Here is a 21,357-nt window from a genome sequence, read left to right as displayed (position 1 = left end):
GCCAGATCCTCAGCGGTGCAGCCACATGCGAAGGGCCGACAGAAGCTGTTCGGTATTGACCGGCTTCGCCAGATAGTCCGAGGCGCCCGCTTCCAGGCATTTCTCGCGGTCGCCCTTCATCGCCTTGGCCGTCAGCGCCAGGATCGGCAGCCGCCGGAACCGTGGCTCCGAACGGATGACCTGCATCGTCTCGTAACCGTCCATTCCAGGCATCATGATATCCATCAGCACGATCGCGACAGAGGGTTCGTTGTTGATGACGTCGATGGCTTCGCTGCCGGTCGTCGCGGTCAGGACCCTCATTCCCCGACGCTCGAGGACGCTGCTCAGCGCGAAGATGTTGCGGGCATCGTCGTCGACGAGCAGCACGGTCTCGCCGACCAGATCCTCGTCCGAACTGTGCAGTTCCTGCAGCGTCGCCTGTTTTGCGGCCGGCAGGTCGGCGACCACCCGATGCAGGAACAGGGCCGTCTCATCCAGGAGACGTTCGGGTGACTCGACGCCCTTGACGACGACGCTACGGGCCATGCTGTGCAACGTCGCGTCCTCCTCAGGGGAAAGCTCCCGGCCGGTGAACACGACCACCGGCACCTCGCCGATCTCGGCATCGTCGCGGATTTGCTCCAGCACGTCGAAGCCGGACATGTCGGGAAGCGAAAGGTCGAGCACGACGCAGTCGGGAGAATCCCGCCGAAGAGCGGCGAGTGCCTCCGATCCGGAGCCGACGCTGGTGATGTCGATGTCGTCGTGTCCCAGGAGAGCGGTGACGCTCAGACGCTCGGCCTCGTTGTCTTCGACGAGCAGCAGATGCTTGCGGCGCGGCTGCGCATAGGCTTTCAATCGCGACAGCGCCTTGCCGAGGCCTTCCGGCGTCGTCGGCTTGCTCATGAACGCGAAGGCGCCGCGGGTCAGCCCATGCTGCCGATCCTCGTCGAGGCTGATGATCTGCACCGGAATATGCCGCGTCTGCGGATTCTGCTTGAGCTGGCTGAGCACCGTCCAGCCGAGCATGTCCGGCAGGAAGATGTCGAGCGAGATCGCCGCCGGCCTGTAGTCCTGCGCAAGTGCGAGTGCGTCGCTGCCGCGCATCGCCACCAGAACCTTGAATCCGTTGTCGCGGGCGAGATCCACCAGGACGCGGGCGTAATGCGCATCGTCCTCGACGACGAGCAACACGGAATCGCCGGCCGCTATCTGGTGGCGATCGTCTTCGACATGTTCGACGGTCTTCTCGGCGCGGCGGTTTGCTGCCGCCTCGGCGAATTCCACGACATTTGCCGGCGGAACGGATTTCGGCGCAACCGCACCGGCACCGACATAGGTGAGCGGCAGGTAGAGGACGAAGGTGCTGCCGACACCGGGGGTGCTGCGCAGCTGAATCTCACCGCCCAAGAGGTTCGCCAATTCGCGGCTGATCGCCAGACCAAGGCCGGTGCCGCCGTATTTGCGGCTTGTCGAGGCATCCGCCTGCTGGAACGCCTCGAAAATGATGCGCTGCTTTTCAGGCGGGATGCCGATGCCGGTGTCGACGACTTCAAAGGCGATCACCGAAGGTGCGTGTCTGAGCGAGGGATGATCGGATGACCAGCCGCTCGTTGCCGAGGCGACGCGAAGCGTCACGCCGCCCTGCGCGGTGAACTTGAAGGCGTTCGACAGCAGGTTCTTGAGGATCTGCTGCAGTCGCTTCGAATCCGTGATGAGGCTCTTCGCAACATCGGCGCCGACCTCGGCTGAGAACGACAGGCTCCGGTTTTCCGCCTCGTGCCGGAATGGCCGCGCCATCATCTCGAGCAGGTTGCTGACGAAGATCTCCTCGGCATCGACCGAGACCGTTCCGGACTCGATCTTCGACAGGTCGAGGATGTCGCTGATGAGGTTCAGCAGATCGGTTCCCGCGCCGTGGATCGTCTTTGCGAACTCGACCTGTTTGCCCGACAGGTTGCCATCCGGATTTTCTCCCAGCTGCTGGCCGAGGATGAGGATCGAATTCAAAGGCGTGCGCAGCTCATGCGACATGTTGGCGAGGAATTCGGATTTGTACTTCGATGTCAGCGCGAGCTCGGTTGCCTTTTCCTCCAGCGCGCGCCGGGCCTGCTCGATCTCCTGGTTCTTCGCCTCGACTTCGACGTTGCGCTCCTCCAGCTGCTGCGCCTTCTGCCCGAGCTGCTCGTTGGTCTGCTGCAGCTCGCGCTGCTGCGTCTGAAGCTCGGCGGCGAGCTGCTGGGACTGCTTGAGCAGGCCTTCGGTCTGCATGGTCGCTTCGATCGAGTTGAGGACGATGCCGATCGATGTCGTCAGCTGATCGAGGAACGACAGCTGCAACTCGGTGAATTCGCCGGCGGAGGCAAGCTCGATCACCGCCTTCACCTGCCCCTCGAAATGCACCGGCAACACGATGGCGCTTCTCGGCAGGGTCGTGAACACGCCGGAGCTTATCGGAACGACGTTGTCGGGAAGGTCGGTGACCAGGATCCGGCGAGCATCGCTGGCGCATTGGCCGACAAGTCCCTGGCCGAATTCCAGCCGCGCCGGATGCGCCGCCTCGCCGCCTTGCGCATAGGTGGAGAGCAGCGACAAGACCGGCTGCCGCTCGTCGGCATCCACCTGGTAGATGACCCCCTGATGGGCACCGACCAGAGGTGCGAGCTCCGATAGCAGCATCTTGCCGACCAGCGTCAGGTCGCGCTGTCCCTGCAGCATGTTGGTGAAGCGCGCCAGGTTGGTCTTCAGCCAGTCCTGCTCGGTATTGCGCTCGGTGGTCAGGCGCAGGTTGTCGATCATTGTGTTGATGTTGTCCTTGAGCTCGGCCACTTCGCCGCGCGCGTCGACCTTGATCGAGCGCGTCAGGTCACCCTTGGTGACGGCCGTCGCCACTTCGGCAATAGCGCGCACCTGCGTCGTCAGATTGGCGGCAAGCAGGTTGACGTTGCCGGTCAAATCCTTCCAGGTTCCCGCGGTACCCGGAACGTTCGCCTGACCGCCGAGGCGGCCTTCCACGCCCACCTCGCGTGCCACCGTGGTCACCTGGTCGGCAAAGGTCGCGAGTGTGTTGGTCATGTTGTTGATGGTTTCGGCAAGAGCGGCCACCTCGCCCTTGGATGCGACGGTGAGATTTTGCTTGAGGTCGCCGTTGGCCACCGCCGTCACCACCTTGACGATGCCGCGGACCTGCTCGGTCAGGTTGGCGGCCATGACGTTGACGGTGTCGGTCAAGTCTTTCCAGGTGCCCGCGACACCCGGCACTTGCGCCTGGCCGCCGAGTTTGCCTTCGGTGCCGACTTCGCGGGCCACACGCGTCACTTCGCCGGCGAAGGCGTTGAGCTGGTCCACCATCGTATTGATGGTGTTCTTCAGTTCGAGGATTTCACCCTTCACGTCGACGGTGATCTTGCGCGACAGGTCGCCGCGCGCCACGGCCGTCGTCACTTCGGCAATGTTTCGAACCTGGGTCGTCAGATTGGCGGCGAGCAGGTTGACGTTATCGGTCAGGTCCTTCCAGGTGCCGGCGACGCCGGGAACGACGGCCTGGCCGCCGAGCCTGCCATCGGTGCCGACTTCGCGGGCCACACGCGTCACCTCGCCGGCAAAGGAGCGAAGCTGATCGACCATGGTATTCAGCGTATCCTTCAAAAGCAGGATTTCGCCGCGCACGTCGACGGTGATCTTGCGCGACAGATCGCCGTTGGCGATCGCGGTGGCCACCTCGGCGATATTGCGCACCTGCGCCGTCAGGTTGCCGGCCATGGAATTGACGCTGTCGGTCAGGTCCTTCCAGGTGCCGGCGACGCCGGAGACCTGCGCCTGGCCGCCGAGCTTGCCTTCGGTGCCGACTTCACGGGCCACACGCGTCACTTCGCCGGCAAAGGCATTCAACTGATCGACCATTGTGTTGATGGTGTTCTTCAGTTCGAGGATTTCCCCCTTCACATCGACGGTGATCTTGCGCGACAGGTCGCCGCGCGCCACGGCCGTCGTGACTTCGGCGATGTTGCGCACCTGGCCGGTGAGGTTGGAGGCCATGGAATTGACGTTTTCGGTCAGGTCCTTCCAGGTGCCGGCGACACCCGGCACCTGCGCCTGGCCGCCAAGTTTGCCTTCGGTGCCGACTTCGCGGGCGACGCGCGTCACTTCGGAGGCGAACCGGTTCAACTGGTCGACCATGGTGTTCAGCGTTTCCTTGAGCTCGAGGATTTCGCCCGAGACCGACACCGTGATCTTTTTCGACAGATCGCCATTGGCGATCGCGGTCGAGACTTCGGCGATGTTGCGCACCTGCGCCGTCAGATTGCCGGCCATGGAATTGACGCTGTCGGTCAGGTCCTTCCAGGTGCCGGCGACGCCGAGCACGTTCGCCTGGCCGCCGAGCCGCCCTTCCGTGCCGACCTCGCGCGCCACACGCGTCACCTCGCCGGCAAAGCCGTTGAGCTGATCGACCATCGTGTTGATGGTCTCCTTCAGTTCGAGGATTTCCCCCGACACGGTGACGGTGATCTTCTTGGACAGGTCTCCCTGGGCGACGGCGGTCGCGACCTCGGCGATGTTGCGCACCTGCCCGGTCAGGTTGGAAGCCATGGAGTTGACGCTGTCTGTCAAATCCTTCCAGGTGCCGGCGACGCCGCGCACATTGGCCTGGCCGCCGAGCCGGCCCTCCGTGCCCACTTCGCGGGCGACGCGGGTCACTTCCGAAGCGAAGGCATTCAGCTGGTCCACCATCGTATTGATGGTTTCCTTCAATTCGAGGATCTCGCCCTTCACGTCGACGGTGATCTTCTTCGACAGGTCGCCATTGGCAATCGCAGTCGAGACCTCGGCGATATTGCGCACCTGCGCCGTCAGGTTGCCGCCCATCGAGTTGACGTTCTCGGTCAGATCCTTCCAGGTGCCGGCGACGCCGCGCACATTGGCCTGACCGCCGAGCCGTCCCTCCGTGCCCACTTCGCGAGCGACGCGGGTGACTTCCGAGGCGAAGGCGTTCAGCTGATCGACCATCGTATTGATGGTCTCCTTCAGCTCTAGGATTTCCCCCGACACCGTCACAGTGATCTTCTTCGACAGGTCGCCGTTGGCGATCGCAGTCGAGACCTCGGCGATGTTGCGCACCTGCGCGGTGAGGTTCGAGGCCATGGAATTGACGTTGTCGGTGAGGTCCTTCCAGGTGCCTGCCACGCCGGGCACCTGCGCCTGTCCGCCGAGCCGACCTTCGGTGCCGACTTCACGCGCCACGCGCGTCACCTCGCCGGCAAAGCCGTTCAGCTGGTCGACCATCGTGTTGATGGTTTCCTTGAGCTCCAGGATTTCGCCGGAGACGTCGACGGTGATCTTGCGCGACAGGTCGCCGCGCGCCACGGCCGTCGTCACCTGAGCGATGTTGCGGACCTGGGCGGTCAGGTTGCCGCACATGGCGTTGACGGAATCGGTCAGGTCCTTCCAGGTGCCGGCCACGCCCGGCACCAGCGCCTGTCCGCCAAGCTTGCCTTCGGTGCCGACTTCGCGGGCGACGCGCGTCACTTCCGAGGCGAAGGACCTGAGCTGGTCGACCATGGTGTTGATCGCCTCCTTCAGCTGCAGGATCTCGCCGCGCACGTCGACGGTGATCTTCTTGGAAAGATCGCCATTCGCAACGGCGATCGTCACTTCCGCGATATTGCGCACCTGCGCCGTCAGGTTCGACGCCATCGAGTTCACGCTTTCGGTGAGGTCCTTCCAGACGCCCGTCACTTCCGGCACCTGTGCCTGGCCGCCGAGTTTTCCGTCGGTGCCGACCTCGCGCGCGACGCGCGTCACTTCCGATGTGAAGACGCTCAGCTGCTTGATCATCGTATTGACGATATCGGCCGAGCGCAGGAACTCGCCTTTGAGCGGCCGACCGTCGACATCCAGCGGCACGGTCTGCAAGAGATCTCCCTTGGCGACAGCCGTGATCGTGCGCGTGACGGCGGTCGTCGGCCATAGGAGATCGTCGATCAGACCGTTGATCGATCCTTCCATTTCGGACCAGGAGCCGTCCGACAGGCCGAAGCGTACGCGAGTGCTCGTTCGCCCGTCCCGGCCGACCACCTGCCCGACATGCTCGAGCTGCTGAGCCATGCGCTGATTGGCGGCGATGATGTCGTTGAGAGCATCGGCGACCTTGCCGGTGAGACCCGTCAGGTCGGACCGCATCCGCACGGAAAAGTCGCCGCGCCTGACCGCGACAAGGACTTCCAGAAGCGCGCTGGCGTCGTCGAACGCCATCGTTTTGTGGTCATGCCCATTGAGGTTGTCTACCGCAACGCTGTCGCGCGCGAATTCGCTGGATTGGTTGCTCACGAAAATCCCCCTGTTCGACGACTGGTAATTTAGCGCTCAACTCAGAAAATGGTATGGCCATCCCGCGTCCATCCTAACATGATTCACCGCCCAAAATGAGCCTGATAGTTGCAGATATCGAGAATGCTCGCCGGAAACCGTCTCGGTGGAATTTGCGGTTTTTCGTGCGCGGGAACACTTTGCTGCCGGCTGTCGTTTCCGTCCTGACAATGGAGAGCGACATGTCGAACGTTTCAAGGACAGGCAAGGAAGAAGAGATCAACAACGCGACCAGCCCGACCACCTTCGGAAAGTCAGTCGAGAGCCAGGCGCAAATCGAGGACGCGGCTGCGCAAGCTTCGCCCAACGCGGGCGGCGAGATGCTCAACATCTATCGGCTGGAACCCATCGCCGAACCCGACGATCCGAGATGGGACAATGCTCCCAACCACGGCGTCATCGTGGTTGCCGCCAGGACGTCCGGCGATGCCAGGATCGTCGCCGCGGCGCGCGAACTCGACTTCATGGAAGTTGATGCAGCTCCCGCCGAGGATGTCACCACGGTCAATGCCAGCGCCTTCCGCGACGACAAACTCTACACCGTCATCGAGATCGATCGGGATAGACGCGACGTCAAACGCGGGGTCGTCGACGGTGTGATCTCGGTAGACACAATCCGCCCGGTTCAAGAAGACTGACGTGACTATGATGGCGGCCGGAGAGACCGCTTCACTTCATTGGAGGGCACAATGAATACGGCGAACCTGCAGCTCGAAGGCCTCATTATGGCGATCGCGTCGATAACAGATGCAATCGTCGAAAAAGGACTGCTCACCCATGAGGAGCTGGACGTTGCGCTCTCGAAGGCCAGGAAAAGCGTTGAAGAAAATAACGGACACGATCTGTCCGACGCCAACCGCGCGGCGACCCTGTTTCCCCTTCGTGTGCTTCTGCTGGCCAATCAGGCAAGCCAGAAAGGCGAGCGATTCACCTTTTCGGACTATGCCAAGCGCGTGGGAAAGCTGACCTGAACATGTTCGAAGACTTTACGTTGGACACTGTCGACGTCGGTCCCGGGCAGGTTCGCGTCCGTCAAGGCGGATCGGGGCCTGCCGTTCTTCTGCTCCACGGTCATCCGAGAACCCATATGACCTGGGGCCGGGTGGCAGATTTCCTATCCCCGCACTTAACGGTGGTCTGCCCCGACCTTCCCGGCTTCGGCCGCTCCTACCAGCCGGCCGATGCGCCCGAGAGCAGCAATTCCTCCAAGCGCGCCAAGGCTCACGCCCTCGTCGAGCTGATGAGGCGATTGGGGCACGAAAGCTTCTTCGTGGTCGGCCACGACCGTGGAAGCTTGACGGCGTTCCGCATGGCGATGGATCATCCCGCCTGCGTGCGCAAGCTCGTCATCGTGGACGGCATCCCTGTTATCGAGCATCTCGAACGCGCCGACTGGACCTTTGCCAGAGACTGGTATCACTGGTTCTTCTTTGCCCAGCCGGAAAAGCCGGAACGCGCAATTTCAGCCGATCCCCTAGCATGGTACGACAAGCTGTCACCCAGGCTGATGGGTTTAGAGGCCTATGATGACCTGCTCGACGTCATCCAGGATCCCGATGTGATCCATGGCATGGTCGAGGATTATCGCGCCGGTCTCAGCATCGACCATCTTCACGACCGCGCGGACCGCGACGCCGGCCGGAAAGTGATGTGCCCCATGCTGTGCCTCTGGTCGCTCAGGGACGACATGGAACAGATCTATGGCGATCCTGCCGCTATCTGGCGAAACTGGGCGGATGACGTGCGAGGTTTCGGGATAGAGAGCGGTCACCACGTGGCAGAGGAAAATCCGTATGCGCTCTCCAGGGCGATCAGGGGGTTTTTTGAAGCGCACTGATGAGCTCCGGCTTCGATACATGGTTGACTTCATATTGTCATGAACCTTATAAATACCTTGTCAACCAAGGAGGCGCTCAGTGACCCGCCACGCATCCGGTCCCGCCACCGCGCAGGAAGAACCGAATTCCATCAGGACCGCGTTTCTGCGACGCGCGACGTCGGCGCTGGAGCGCATTTCTGCAAATGTGCCGGCAAAGGACCTAGCCGAGGCGCTTTCAGCCCCGACCGACGCCGGATCGTTGGCGCAGCTTCTCAGCCGCTCGGATATGGTGGGAGCGGCGATAAACGATCTCGATCCGCTGGTTCCGGCACTGGCTCGCAACGTCGAGCATCGGCAAAATCTCGTCGAACGGGCCGGCGGGACGATGTCGGCCGAGGACGCCGGACGGATCCTCGGCATCAGCAGACAGGCAATCGACAAGAGGCGGCGGACCGGCACGCTGCTTGCCGTGCGCGAGGGCAGCGACTGGCGCTATCCGCTCTGCCAGTTTGATCAAGGTGAGGTGATCGCGGGGATTTCCGACGTCGTGCGTGGTTTTGCCGCCGCCGGTCCCTGGATCGCATTGGATTTTCTGCTTGCTTCCGATACGGTTCTCGGTGGTCGGACAGCTCTGCAGGCGCTGCGCGACGGCGATCGTGAATCAGTCCGGCGTCTGATCCGGATTGAAACCTCCGACGGCTTTGCCTGATGCCGGCAAATGCAGGCAGAGGGCCGTCGGGAGCTGCACTGCCCCCGCCCTCTTGGCTCGCCCATTCGTCATTGCCGATCGACCTCATTCCAGCCGGGCAGGTTCTCCATAGGGTCCATCGGACGCATCTCGATCCCATCTTCTTTGGACCCGGCCCCGGGATTGCCGCCACCAATCGTTTCGACAGCGCCAGCGGACGTTTCGGAATTCTCTATGTCGGGATGAGCCGCAGGGGAGCGCTTGCGGAAACGATCCTGCGCAATCCCCAGCGGTTGATGGTGTCCATGACCGAAATCACCACCCGCGCCATCAGTGAACTCAGCTGTATCAGACCGCTGAGGATCGTGCGCATGCACGGAACCGGCCTGCAGGCTCTCGGCACCGATAATGCCATCTCCACCGGCCCCTACGAACCATGCGGCCTTTGGGCCGACGCGCTTTGGGACCATGCCGACCGGCCGGATGGTCTCGCTTATCAGTCGCGCCATGATTCGAACGAGATCTGCCTTGCCCTTTTCGAACGCAGCGACATGGCGTTCAACAGACAGGACACGCTTCCCCTCTCCGGCATCCTCAAGGAGATCGCCGCGATCCTCGAAGTCTACGGCAAGTCGCTGTCACCGGTTGCCCCGGTTTAGGCAGGGAACGCGGCTGCAATTTTGCGATAAGTTGATTTATTTGGTCTTGTTTTCTGCCCGTTTCTGAGGCTATACGGCGGCCGCACATACTCACGCACCGGGGATTTATTCGTGACCAGCCTCAAATCGCTTCTGGCCGCCTGCGGCCTTTCCGCCCTGATCGGCCTTGCCGCAAGTCCGTCTTTGGCCGGTTCGACGACCTATCCGCTGACGCTGGAAAACTGCGGTGCTGAGGTAACCTTCAAGAAGGCGCCCGAGCGGGCGGTCGGCCTCGGCCAGAACAGCGCGGAAATCCTGCTGCTGCTCGGCCTCGAGGACAAGATGGCCGGCACCGCCTTCTGGCCGAGCAAGGTCCTGCCGCAGCTCGCCGAGGCCAATGCCAAGGTCAAGCTTCTGACCGTCGAAATGCCGACCTTCGAATCGATCCTCGCCGAAAATCCCGACTTCGTGGCGGTGGCCTTGCCGAGCCTGGTCGGGCCGAACAGCAAGATCGCCAAGCGCGAGGATTTCGACAAGGTCGGCGTCGCCACCTATCTCTCGCCCAGCACCTGCCTTAGCACCAAGGACGTCAAGGACCAGTATGGCAGCCGCGGCGAGCTGTGGAACATGGATCTTCTCTACAAGGAGATCGACGAACTCTCTGAGATTTTCGACGTCGCCGATCGCGGCCAGGCGCTGATCGCCGACTTCAAGGCGCGCGAAGCCAAGCTTCGCTCCAGCGTTTCGAAGGACGGCAAGAACCTTTCCTACGTCTTCTGGTTCTCCAGCCCCAGCCCGTCGGCCGACGCCTATCTCGGCGGCAAGAACAGCGCGTCCGGCTTTATCGCCGACCTACTCGGCGGACACAACGCGATATCAGCGGAAGCGGAATGGCCAACGCTCGGCTGGGAAGGCATCATCGCCTCCAATCCCGACGTCATCGTCGTCGCCAGCCTCGACCGCAACCGGTGGGAGCTCGACAAGCCGGAGGCCAAGATCAATTTCCTGAACACCGATCCGGCCGTCAGCCAGATCCCTGCCGTCAAGAACAAGGCGATCGTAATCATGGACGGCCAGGCCATGAACCCGACTGTCCGCACGGTTTACGGCGCTGAGCAGGTGGCCGGCCAGCTGAAGGCTCTCGGTCTGTTGAAGTGACGGAAGCGGGCCGTATCTTCCGGCAGCTGGGAGCCGTCCTCGCACTGCTCCTCGCCTCTTTCTGCCTCATCGCTGTCGCCATTGGCGTCAGCGTCGGGATCGGCGACCTGCCGATCCCGCTTGCAACCACGTTTTCGGCCGTCACTAACCGGCTGGGATGGACCGCGGTCGAACTGAACCGCATCCATGAGACCGTCATCTGGGATTATCGTCTCAGCCGGGCGCTCGTTGCCGCCTTCTGCGGCGCGGGCCTTGCGCTGTCGGGCGCGATCATGCAGTCGCTGCTGCGCAACCCGCTTGCCGAACCCTATGTTCTCGGCATCTCCGCCGGCGCTTCGACCGGCGCCGTTGCAATCGTTATCCTGGGAATGGGTGCCGGTGCGGTTTCGCTTTCCGCCGGCGCGTTTGCCGGGGCCTTCGCAGCCTTCTTCTTCGTCGCGCTGCTGTCGAACGGCACTCGCGGCGGAGCGGATCGGACCATCCTTGCCGGTGTCGCCGCTTCGCAGCTTTTCAACGCCACGACGTCCTATATCGTCACCACCTCGGCCAATGCGCAGCAGGCCCGCGACGTCATGTTCTGGCTGCTCGGCAGCTTCGGCGGCGTGCGCTGGCCGGAATTCGCGCTGGTCTCGATCGTCGTCGGCATCAGCCTCGTCGGCTGCCTGTTCTACGCCCGCGTGCTCGACGCCTTCGCTTTCGGTGACGAGGCGGCATCTTCGCTCGGCGTCAATGTCGGGCGCGCCCGCATGGTGCTCTTCGCGCTGACCGCCATGATGACGGCGACGATCGTCAGCATGGTGGGGTCGATCGGCTTCGTCGGCCTCGTTGTGCCGCATGTCGCCCGCTTTGTCGTCGGGCCGCTGCATGTTCGCCTGCTGCCGGCCTGCGCCATAACAGGGGCGATCTTCATGGTGCTCGCCGACATCGCTGCGCGCGCCCTCATTCCCAACCAGATCCTGCCGATCGGCGTCGTCACGGCGCTGGTCGGCGTCCCCTTCTTCTCGATCATCCTCTATCGGTTCCAGCGCGCATCATGAGCATCAAGGCCGACAACCTCATCTGGAAAATTGGCAGGAAGACCATTCTCGATGGCGTTTCCATGGAAGCGCAGCCCGGCCGGATGCTTGGTCTGCTCGGCCCGAACGGCTCGGGCAAGACCTCGTTGCTGCGGCTTCTGGCCGGCCTGAAGCGGCCGCATTCCGGCCGCGTCACGCTCGACCGGAACGACATCGGCACGATCAGCCGCCGGTCGATCGCCCGGCGGATCGCCTTCGTCGAGCAGCATGCCACGACGAATGCCAATCTGAAGGTCGTTGACGTCGTCAAGCTCGGAAGGTTTCCGCACCGGTCGAGGTTCTCGGGCTGGACGAGGGCCGACGAAGAGGCAGTCGAAGAGGCGTTGGCGCGCGCCGGCATGGCGGAGAAGCGCGACGATCGCTGGCAGAGCCTGTCGGGCGGCGAAAAGCAGCGCACTCATATTGCCAGGGCGCTCGCCCAGTCGCCCCAGGAACTTATCCTCGACGAGCCGACGAACCATCTCGATATCCAGCACCAGATCGGCCTGATGCGGCTCGTCTCCGGCCTGCCGATCACCAGCATCGTCGCCCTGCACGATCTCAACCATGCCGCCATGTTCTGCGACCAGCTGATCATCATGCAGCATGGCAGGATCGTCGCCTCCGGCGCACCGCAGGACGTGTTGAGCGAGGATCTTCTCAGGAATGTCTTTTCCGTCGAGGCCCGTATCGAAATCTCTCCCTATCATTCGCGCCCGCATATCCATTATCTCAGGTGACGGTGAAACCGCCACCGGGGTGACCGGTCCGCGGCCGCGCCGTCAGGGAGACGGCCCTTGCAGAAAGATCGTCGATAGCGGCGGCAGCGTCAGTGACAGGGAGACCGGCCTGCCGTGGGCGGGCACGGGTTCGGTCGACACCGCGCCGTTGACCAGGCCCGAGCCGCCATATTCCCGCGCGTCCGTCGTCATCCGCTCGATCCACACGCCGTCGCTCGGCACGCCGATCCTGTAGCCGTAACGCGGCACCGGCGTGAAGTTCGACATGACCAGCACCGATGAAGCGCGGTCGGGCGCATAACGGAGCATGCCGAGGACGGAATTGACGGCGTCGTCGGCTGCTGCCCATTCGAAGCCCTCGGGATGAAAGTCGCCGAACTGCAATGCCAGCTCGTCCCCGTAAAGGCCGTTCAGATCCTTCACCAGGCGCTGAATCCCCACATGCGGAGGCCGGTCCAGCACATCCCAGGTCACTGACCCGTCGTGATTCCACTCGCCCGGCTGGGCGACTTCGCTCCCCATGAACAAGAGCTTCTTGCCGGGATGGCCCCACATGAAGGCGAGATAGCTGCGCAGATTGGCGAATTTCTGCAATTCGTCGCCCGGCATCTTCGTCAGCAGCGAGCCCTTTCCGTAGACGACCTCGTCATGTGAAATCGGCAGAATGAAGTGTTCGGAATAGGCATAGATCATTCCGAAGGTCATCGTGCCATGGGCGTAGCTCCGGTAAATCGGATCCTTCTCGATATAGCTCAGGCTGTCATGCATCCAGCCCATGTTCCATTTGATATCGAAGCCCAGTCCCCCCTGCTCGGGCGGCTTCGTCACGCCGGGCCAGGCCGTCGATTCCTCGGCGATGGTCATCGCGTGCGGGCAGCGCTCGTGAATGATGCTGTTCAGGTGCTTGAAGAATTCGACGGCTTCCAAATTCTCGCGACCGCCATATTGATTGGGAATCCATTCGCCCTCGTTGCGGCTGTAGTCGCGGTAAAGCATCGAGGCAACGGCATCGACCCGCAAGCCGTCGATATGGTAGCGCTCCAGCCATTCCAGCGCGCTGGCAATCAGGAACCCTTTCACCTCGTTACGGCCGAGATTGTAGATCAGCGTGTTCCAGTCGCGGTGAAAGCCTTCGCGCGGATCTTCGTGCTCGTAGAGAGCGCTGCCGTCGAAGCGGGCAAGCCCCCAGACGTCTGTGGGAAAATGGGCTGGCACCCAGTCGAGGATGACGCCGAGCCCGGCGCCATGGCACCGGTCGATGAAATAGGCGAAATCCTCAGGCGTCCCATATCGGCCGGTCGGAGCGAACAGACCGAGCGGCTGATATCCCCAGGAACCGCCGAACGGATGCTCCATGATCGGCAGCAGCTCGATATGGGTAAAGCCCATATCGCTGACATAGGGAACCAGCCGCTGGCTGAGTTCCACCCAGTCGAGCGACCTGTTGCCGTCCTTTAGATCACGAAGCCAGGAGCCGGCGTGCACCTCATAGACGGAGAACGCGCCCTCCAGCCTGTCTTGCCGGGACCGGCCCTTCATCCAGCCGTCATCGGTCCATCGAAACGGCGTCGACGATGCGACGATGGAGGCGGTGGATGGGGCGGCTTCGCTTGCCCTCGCCACCGGATCGGCCTTCTGCGGCAGGCAGGTCCCCTCAGCATCGACGATCTCGAACTTATACCTTTCGCCGGGGGCCAGCCGGGGGACGAACAGCTCCCAGACGCCCGCCGACGGTCTCAGCCGCATCGGGTTTCGCCGCCCGTCCCAGGCGTTGAAGTCGCCGACAACCGAGACGCGGCGCGCATTCGGAGCCCAGACGGCGAAACGAACGCCTGATATACCGTCGATCGACATTGCCACCGAGCCGAGCGTCCGGCTCAGACTATAATGGGTGCCCTCCGATATCAGATGAAGGTCGAGCTCTCCGAGCAGCAGACCGAAACTGTAGGGGTCCTCGGTGATCTGAACTGCATCCGGCCATGTGATCCGCAGCCGGTATCCCGTCCTCGAGGCGGCCGCCGCCGCAAAGAGGCCGGACGGGTGGGCGATGCTGAAAGGCGCCACCACCCGGCCGCTCGTCGCATCGATGAGATCGACCGCTTCCGCACCGGGCAGATACACCCGCACGATCGTCATGCCGCCGCTTTGGTGGGGGCCGAGGATCGAAAACGGATCGCCATGTCGCCCCTCGATCAAGGCCCATAGCGCATCCTGTCCGATGCCCGCCAGAAGTTCCGAGCGCTCAACATTCATGCCTTGACCCCCACCAGACGCGATACGATTTCGGTAAGGCCGGATAGCGGGATCGGCAGCCATTTCGGTCGGTTGCGAGCTTCATAGGCGATCTCGTAGGCGGCCTTTTCGAGAAGAAAGGCATCGAGAACCCTGCGTCTTTGATCGGGTGGCATGTCAAGCTCCTTCGATACGGAAATCGCCTGCGAATAGGCATCGAGAAAGGCCTCCTCGGCATGGCGCCCGAAGCGGGCGATCGCCTCGCGCCGGACTTCGTTCTCATGTTCGATGACCGCGTCGTTATCGAGCTGGGCGGTGGCCACGAGGTAGCTCAGCGATCTCAAGAGCCCGGCAACATCACGCAGCGGGTTCGTCTTGGCGCGGCGCTCGGCCAAGTTTTTCGCAGGCTCGCCCTCGAAGTCGATGATGACGGCATCACCCTCGCTGACAAGGATCTGGCCAAGATGGAAGTCGCCATGCGTGCGTGTGATCAGCGTATGGCGGGCGCTCTCCGCCAACGTCCCGGCGAGCTCTGCGAGTTCGGAACGCCGCTCGAGAAGCGGCGCTGCGAGCAGGTCGATGGCGGGGTCGGCATTCTCGTCGCGTTCATCGAGCTTCGACATGGCATAGGCGAGCTCCCCGGCAACGGCTTTCCTCATCGCCTCGACCTCGCTATCGCCGGCAACCACCGGGCTGAAGGCCTCGTCCCCGGTCTTCGCAGCGAGCACGACATGCAATTCGCCGAGCCTGAGGCCCACCATCGCGACGAAACTGATCAGCGACCGGAAGACGTCGTCGTCTGGTTGAACCGCCGGATCGTTCAGCACCAGTTCGTCGGCCCCACGGCGCAGATTGTTCAGCATCCAGTTCCAGGCATCGCCCTGATTGCGGATCGCGCCCTGGACGATGATCAAGGTGGAACGGCGTCCGCTGGAATCGGTATGCGCGACCTCGCCGAGCAGGGGCGCCGTGTGGTCATAGCCGGCGCGGGTGAGATAGCGCGTCATCTCGACTTCCGGATGGATGCCCGGGAAGATGTGCCTGATCAGTTTGATCATCGCTACGTCGCCGACGAGCAGCGAGCTGTTGGACTGTTCAGCCGATAGCCAATGCACCGGCAGCTCGCTCGAAATATCGAGACTGTCGAGCTGTTCTGTCCCAAGGAATTCGAGCGTGCCGGTCCGGCCGGTGGTGCGCGAGCGGTCGCGAAGTCCGTGCAGAATGCCGCGCGCCATCGCCTCCACGGCGAATCCATCTGTGAGGAAACCGACGCGTCGACCTTGACGAATCCTCCCAAGCGCAAGCTGTTGGGCAAGCGCGGAAGGGTGGGCATCGTCCCAGGCGACCGCGAGCGGCAGTTGGTAGGATTCGCTGTGGTTCGGCAGCACGACCTCCAACTCGCCGAGGACGACGCCGTCGGCGAATGGGATTGGTGTCACGGAGATCAGTCGGGCGGCCTGAAGCGCCTGGTCCTTTGCCCCGAACCATCGCCGCCTGGAGAGATAGGCGGGCAGGATTTCGCCGCTCAGGATGCGTGCATGACCCGGTTCATCCACGAGGTCGAGCAGGCTACGCCGGATGACCATCGTCAACAGATCGGGAAGCTGTTGCGGCGGTGCGGTGCGCCACGCCGGCGGGTCGGCATCAGCCGTCAGCTGGAACCAGAAGAAACCGTAGGGCGGCAAGGTCAGCAGATAGGTCAACTGGCCGATCGGCGGAAACGGCGACATGCCGGTCAGTTCAATGGGAACGCGCCCCTCGAAGCTCGACAAGTCGAGTTCGACGGCCTGAGGCAGCCGCGAGAGACTAGCAACACAAAGCAAGACCTCGCCTTCATACTCCCTGAGATAGGCAAGGATCTTGCGATTTTCCGGTGAAAGGAACCGCAGCGTGCCGCGCCCGAAGGCGGGATGCCTGCCGCGCAACGCCAACATTCTGCGCGTCCAGTTCAGCAGCGAATGCGCGTCCGTGCTCTGCGCCTCGACGTTGACGGCCTCGAAACCGTAAAGCGGGTCGGCGACGGGCGGCAGGACGAGACGCGCCGGATCTGCCCTGGAGAAACCGCCATTGCGGTCCGGAGACCATTGCATCGGCGTCCTCACACCATCCCGGTCGCCGAGATAGATATTGTCGCCCATGCCGATCTCGTCGCCGTAATAGATCACCGGCGTTCCCGGCATCGAGAGAAGAAGCCCGTTCATCAGCTCGATCCGCCGGCGGTCGCGCTCCATCAATGGCGCCAGGCGCCGCCTTATGCCGAGATTGATGCGGGCACGTTTGTCGGATGCATAGGTCTCCCAGAGATAGTCCCGCTCGGCGTCGGTCACCATTTCGAGCGTCAGCTCGTCGTGGTTGCGAAGGAAGATCGCCCATTGGCAATTGTCGGGAATCTCCGGCGTCTGGCGCAGGATATCGGTGATCGGAAACCGATCCTCCTTGGCGATCGCCATATACATGCGCGGCATCAGCGGGAAGTGGAAGGCCATGTGGCATTCGTCACCTTCTCCGAAATATTCGCGCGTGTCCTCCGGCCACTGATTGGCCTCGGCAAGCAACATCACGCCGGGATGGGTGGCATCGAGCGCGGCACGTATGCGTTTGAGGATCGCGTGGGTTTCCGGCAGGTTTTCGTTGATCGTCCCCTCGCGCTCGACAAGGTAGGGGATTGCATCGAGACGAAAACCGTCGATGCCGGTTTCCAACCAGAAGCGCATCACCCTCAGCAATTCCTCCATGACGAGGGGACTGTCGAAATTGAGGTCGGGCTGATGGGAATAGAAGCGGTGCCAGTAATAGGCACCGGCGACGGCGTCCCATGTCCAGTTGGACTTTTCCGTATCGATGAAAATGATCCGCGTTTCCGGAAATTTCTGATCGGTATCCGACCAGACGTAGAAGTCGCGCTCCGGCGACCCTGCCGGCGCCTGGCGGGCGCGCTGGAACCAGGGATGCTGATCGGAGGTGTGGTTGATGACGAGTTCGATGATCACGCGGATATTGCGCTGATGGGCGGCGTCGACGAAAGCCCGGAAATCCTCCACCGTTCCGTAATCGGGGCTGACACTGCCATAGTCGGCGATGTCGTAGCCGTCGTCGCGGCGCGGAGAGGGAAAGAAAGGCAGGAGCCAGATGGCGTTGACGCCGAGGGCTGCGATGTGATCGAGCTTCTGGTGCAGGCCGGCGAAATCACCGACGCCGTCGCCGTTGGCATCGTAGAACGACTTGATGTGCAGCTGGTAGATGATCGCATCCTTGTACCAGAGCGGCTGCGCCGCGCTATCCGCATTCATCGTGTCCATTCATGCCTCCCTTGAGCGAATACGCCAGATCGCATAGGGCAGGACCTCAGGATTGAGACTGATGCTCTGCCATTTGCCGGTCCACTTGAAACGATGCCCGCCGATCAGATCTTCGGCATCCAGCGTGCCGCCGTCCCCGAGCGACCAGTGCCAGAGCGGCAGCTCGACGTCGCTTTGTTGGAAATTGTGGGGGTCGAGGCTGATGGCGATCAACAGGACGTTGTCGCGGGCACGGCTTGCCTTCTCGAAAAACAGGATATTGTCATTTCGCGCATTCAGCAGCGTCAGCCCGAGATGCGAATGCAGCGCGGTGTTTTCGTTCCTGATGCGGTTGAGCGTCCTGATTTCGGCAATGATATTGCCCGGCCGATCGTAGTCCCAGGCGCGGATCTCGTACTTCTCGCTGTCGGCATATTCCTTGCGCTTGGCATCGGGACGCCCCTCGCAAAGTTCGAAACCGTTATAGACGCCCCACAATCCCGAAAGAGTGGCGGCAAGTGCTGCGCGGATCAGGAAGGCCGGGCGCGGCGCATTCTGCAGGAAATCCGGATTGATATCATGAGTGTTGACAAAGAAATGCGGGCGGAAGAATTCCTTCGGCGCCGTCTCCGTCAACTCCCGCATATATTGCTCAAGCTCCCACTTGGCATTGCGCCAGGTGAAGTAGGTGTAGGACTGGGAGAAGCCGATCTTTGCCAGCCGGTACATGACCTTCGGCTTGGTAAAGGCTTCCGAGAGGAAGACGACATCGGGATGGCGGGCCCTGATATCGCCGATCAGCCATTCCCAGAACGGAAAGGGCTTTGTGTGCGGATTGTCGACGCGAAACAGCCTGACGCCCTGGTCCACCCAAAGCTGGACGACATCCCTCAGCTCCACCCATAATGAAGGCAGCGCATCTTTTGTGTAGAAATCGACGTTGACGATGTCCTCGTATTTCTTCGGCGGGTTTTCGGCATATTTGATCGTGCCGTCGGGACGCCAGTCGAACCAGCCGGGATGTTCCTTCAGCCAGGGGTGATCCGGCGACGCCTGGATCGCGAGGTCGAGAGCAATCTCCAGGCCGTGCCGGCCGGCCTCCCCCACCAGCCGGCGGAAATCCTCGAACTCGCCGAGCTCGGGATGGATGGCATCATGGCCGCCGTCCTCGGAGCCGATGGCATAGGGGCTTCCGGGGTCGCCCGGCCCGGCTTTCAGGCTGTTGTTGCGGCCTTTCCGATTGGTCGAGCCGATCGGATGAATCGGCGGGAAATAGAGCACGTCGAAACCCATGTCGCGGATGGCGGGCAGTCGCGGGATGACGTCGTCGAAGGTGCCGTGCCGGTCCGGATCGCCGCTCTGCGAGCGCGGGAAGATCTGGTACCAGCTGGCAAAGGCAGCCTCCTTGCGTTCGGCATCGACGGCGCTTGCCGTCGAGCGAAGCCGAAACGGCCGCCTGTCCACCTTGTTCATCAATTCCAATGTCCCGGCATCGAGCAGGATCGCCGTGCGCTCGGCATCGGACGCCCTTTCAAGACTGTCGCCGAGGGCCTTCAATTCGGCATTGAGCGTTGCGCCGGCATGCGTCTCAGCCGAACGGACGAGGTTCAGCCCCTCCTGCAGCTCGAGCTTCAGGTCCAGCCTGGCATCGTTCTTCTTCGTCAACTCGTAGCGAAAGATCGCAAACAGGTTTTTCCATGCCTCGACGGCAAATTCGTAGCGGCCGGTGCGCTCCAGCAGGAATTCGGCGCGCCAGCGGTCGTTTTCGACCAGTTGCATCTCCGTCTCGTACCAGTCCGCCGCATCGAGCGGCCGCCAGAGCAGGACCGCAGCGATCGGGTCGTGGCCGTCGGCGAATATATCCGCCTCGACGGTAACGACGTCGCCGACCACCCGCTTGACGGGAAACCGCCCGTCATCGACCCGCGGGATGACGTTCTCGATCGCGAGCCGCGGCGAAGCGACCGCCTGCTCGATATCGAGGATCGGCCGGGATGTGATCGGCGCCGGCGCCTTGCATTCGACCACCAGGGTCTCCCCTGCCCGCAGCCGCAGAGCCGTGCCGTCGGCTGCGACGGGAAGAAAACCGGAGGCCGCTTCGCGCAGTGCGGTCACTGGAGCGGGCGCACTTTTCCGAAGGTCCCTGTTGAGCAGGATGAACCGCACATTCTCGGCGCTGCGAAGGTCTTCTGCCGCCGATTGCAGCAGCGCTGAGACCGGTCCATTGGCGTTACGGATGAGCCGAAGCGATGAGGCAAGCACAGGGGGAGCCTTGCCGACCTCCGTGTTCGCAAGGCGAATTTCGGAGGAGATATCGAAGGCGAGGTCATGGCGCAGCCCCCGCAAACCCGCTCCATTCCCATGCGTCGGATCGAGCTGCGCGGCGGCGCCATATTCGAAGCCCATCGGAACCATCAGGCCGCCGCCGAGTGAGGCAGCTAGGCGCAGCGCCCTTATGGCGCGCCGTTCGAGGATTTCGCGGCTCTCGGTTCCGTGCGCGATCCGCCGGGCGAATGGCGACTCAGGAAAAGCGATCTGCCAGCCAAGCGGCTTCTGGAGGCGGTGTTCTTCGATGAACCATCTCTCGTCAAAATCCCACCAGGCCATCGATGAAAAACATCCATCGAAGCCTGTATTCTTGACCGCGTCCCTCGCCCCAAAATCAGTGCCGGGCGTCCAGGCGAGGAATTGCGCGTCCACCTTCTCGCGCACCGCCGCAATCAGCGATTTGAAAACCGCCGGCGCAATGCGATCGATCCCGAGCGCCCGATAGCCGGAGAGGCCAAGACCGGCCAGTTCTTGCAGCCGTTCTGTCCATTCTTCCAATAGCCGGGATCGAGATTCCGCCTCCATCGCGGTCATCGGCTCTGCCGGATCCAATGGTGAGCGTCTCGGATCGACGGGGCGAAAGCCCGCCTCGGAATTCCGGGCCTTGCCGTCAAGCATCAGGTCCATCATCAAGGCGACGCCGCTCTTGCGGGCGGCCTCCGCCAGGCGTCCCACCCCATCCTCGATTGCGCTTCCGAGCGACAGTTGAGGATCAAGGCGATTCAGATCCTGGGATGCAAAGATGCTGCGCTCCCCGCCCCGGTCGAAGAGAGGTGCCGTCAGCACGCGGTCGAAACCGGTATCCGCCGCATGGTCGAAAACCTCGCGCCACGCATCGATACCCTGAAGAAGGAGTGGATTGACATAATAGATCCGGGGTGGGGTGCTCAACACACCCTGGTTCGCAGAGAATAACATCGTCCGCCGCCTCGAGTTGGTTTAGAGGCAAACTTTTCTTGGCGGCGGTTGTTCCACCAAAACTGGCATTTCGCGATGCGCCAGATACCGTCGACGGCATTGGCGCGGGATCGATGGGGCGCGTTCCGAGGCGCTCGCACTGCGGCGAGGCCTTG

12 protein-coding genes are annotated in these 21,357 nt (G+C 62.5%); 8 read left to right on the top strand and 4 right to left on the bottom strand.

The window, feature by feature from the left end; translation table 11 throughout:
- Positions 1 to 9 precede the first annotated feature (9 nt).
- Positions 10 to 6,309, bottom strand: coding sequence for a HAMP domain-containing protein (locus B5P46_RS29545; protein WP_129421837.1), 6,300 nt, complete (start codon positions 6,307 to 6,309; stop codon positions 10 to 12).
- A gap of 209 nt (positions 6,310 to 6,518) precedes the next feature.
- Between B5P46_RS29545 and B5P46_RS29540 the strand changes: the two genes are divergently transcribed.
- The 8 genes from B5P46_RS29540 to B5P46_RS29505 all read left to right on the top strand — a co-directional run bounded on the left by B5P46_RS29540 (position 6,519) and on the right by B5P46_RS29505 (position 12,446).
- Positions 6,519 to 6,986, top strand: a complete 468-nt coding sequence (locus tag B5P46_RS29540; protein WP_129421864.1) for a hypothetical protein — start codon at positions 6,519 to 6,521, stop codon at positions 6,984 to 6,986.
- A 51-nt stretch (positions 6,987 to 7,037) separates the two neighbouring features.
- The gene (locus tag B5P46_RS29535) at positions 7,038 to 7,319 is read left to right on the top strand and encodes a hypothetical protein (protein ID WP_129421836.1); all 282 of its coding nucleotides are present in this window, start codon (positions 7,038 to 7,040) and stop codon (positions 7,317 to 7,319) included.
- Positions 7,320 to 7,321: 2 nt separating this feature from the next.
- The gene (locus B5P46_RS29530; protein WP_129421835.1) at positions 7,322 to 8,185 is read left to right on the top strand and encodes an alpha/beta fold hydrolase; all 864 of its coding nucleotides are present in this window, start codon (positions 7,322 to 7,324) and stop codon (positions 8,183 to 8,185) included.
- Positions 8,186 to 8,264: 79 nt separating this feature from the next.
- Positions 8,265 to 8,876, top strand: coding sequence for a helix-turn-helix domain-containing protein (locus B5P46_RS29525; RefSeq protein ID WP_129421834.1), 612 nt, complete (start codon positions 8,265 to 8,267; stop codon positions 8,874 to 8,876).
- Positions 8,876 to 9,514, top strand: a complete 639-nt coding sequence (locus tag B5P46_RS29520) for an RES family NAD+ phosphorylase (protein ID WP_129421833.1) — start codon at positions 8,876 to 8,878, stop codon at positions 9,512 to 9,514. Before B5P46_RS29525 ends, B5P46_RS29520 begins: the two co-directional genes overlap by 1 nt.
- 111 nt (positions 9,515 to 9,625) lie before the next feature.
- Positions 9,626 to 10,651, top strand: a complete 1,026-nt coding sequence (locus tag B5P46_RS29515; RefSeq protein WP_129421832.1) for an ABC transporter substrate-binding protein — start codon at positions 9,626 to 9,628, stop codon at positions 10,649 to 10,651.
- A complete protein-coding gene (locus B5P46_RS29510) occupies positions 10,648 to 11,688 on the top strand; it encodes a FecCD family ABC transporter permease (RefSeq protein ID WP_129421831.1) in 1,041 nt (346 codons plus the stop codon). The genes B5P46_RS29515 and B5P46_RS29510 overlap by 4 nt, the downstream gene beginning before the upstream one ends.
- Positions 11,685 to 12,446 carry an ABC transporter ATP-binding protein gene (locus tag B5P46_RS29505; protein WP_129421830.1) on the top strand — a complete coding sequence of 254 codons (762 nt, stop codon included), beginning with the start codon at positions 11,685 to 11,687 and terminating at the stop codon, positions 12,444 to 12,446. Before B5P46_RS29510 ends, B5P46_RS29505 begins: the two co-directional genes overlap by 4 nt.
- Positions 12,447 to 12,488: 42 nt before the next feature.
- Here B5P46_RS29505 and glgB read toward each other — a convergent pair whose 3' ends face one another.
- From glgB to B5P46_RS29490, 3 genes are read right to left on the bottom strand one after another with little or no spacing between them, the layout of a single operon-like run.
- Complete coding sequence (gene glgB, locus B5P46_RS29500; protein ID WP_129421829.1) at positions 12,489 to 14,699, bottom strand: 1,4-alpha-glucan branching protein GlgB; 2,211 nt, start codon at positions 14,697 to 14,699, stop codon at positions 12,489 to 12,491.
- Positions 14,696 to 17,977 carry a maltose alpha-D-glucosyltransferase gene (gene treS, locus B5P46_RS29495; protein WP_129421828.1) on the bottom strand — a complete coding sequence of 1,094 codons (3,282 nt, stop codon included), beginning with the start codon at positions 17,975 to 17,977 and terminating at the stop codon, positions 14,696 to 14,698. The genes glgB and treS overlap by 4 nt, the downstream gene beginning before the upstream one ends.
- On the bottom strand, positions 17,978 to 21,202 hold the full coding sequence (locus tag B5P46_RS29490; RefSeq protein ID WP_129421827.1) for an alpha-1,4-glucan--maltose-1-phosphate maltosyltransferase: 3,225 nt from the start codon (positions 21,200 to 21,202) through the stop codon (positions 17,978 to 17,980). It lies immediately after the preceding gene.
- Between the last annotated feature and the right edge of the window lie 155 nt (positions 21,203 to 21,357).

The sequence above is a fragment of the Rhizobium leguminosarum genome, assembly GCF_004123835.1.
GTDB lineage: Bacteria > Pseudomonadota > Alphaproteobacteria > Rhizobiales > Rhizobiaceae > Rhizobium > Rhizobium leguminosarum_M.
This window is presented reverse-complemented; position numbering and strand designations above follow the sequence as displayed.

Excerpts from the sequence above, each read along its gene's own strand:
- treS (WP_129421828.1), bottom strand. The coding sequence starts at position 17,977 with ATGGACACGATGAATGCGGATAGCGCGGCGCAGCCGCTCTGGTACAAG.
- B5P46_RS29540 (WP_129421864.1), top strand. The coding sequence starts at position 6,519 with ATGGAGAGCGACATGTCGAACGTTTCAAGGACAGGCAAGGAAGAAGAG.
- B5P46_RS29530 (WP_129421835.1), top strand. The coding sequence starts at position 7,322 with ATGTTCGAAGACTTTACGTTGGACACTGTCGACGTCGGTCCCGGGCAG.
- B5P46_RS29535 (WP_129421836.1), top strand. The coding sequence starts at position 7,038 with ATGAATACGGCGAACCTGCAGCTCGAAGGCCTCATTATGGCGATCGCG.
- B5P46_RS29505 (WP_129421830.1), top strand. The coding sequence starts at position 11,685 with ATGAGCATCAAGGCCGACAACCTCATCTGGAAAATTGGCAGGAAGACC.
- glgB (WP_129421829.1), bottom strand. The coding sequence starts at position 14,699 with ATGAATGTTGAGCGCTCGGAACTTCTGGCGGGCATCGGACAGGATGCG.
- B5P46_RS29520 (WP_129421833.1), top strand. The coding sequence starts at position 8,876 with ATGCCGGCAAATGCAGGCAGAGGGCCGTCGGGAGCTGCACTGCCCCCG.
- B5P46_RS29490 (WP_129421827.1), bottom strand. The coding sequence starts at position 21,202 with ATGTTATTCTCTGCGAACCAGGGTGTGTTGAGCACCCCACCCCGGATC.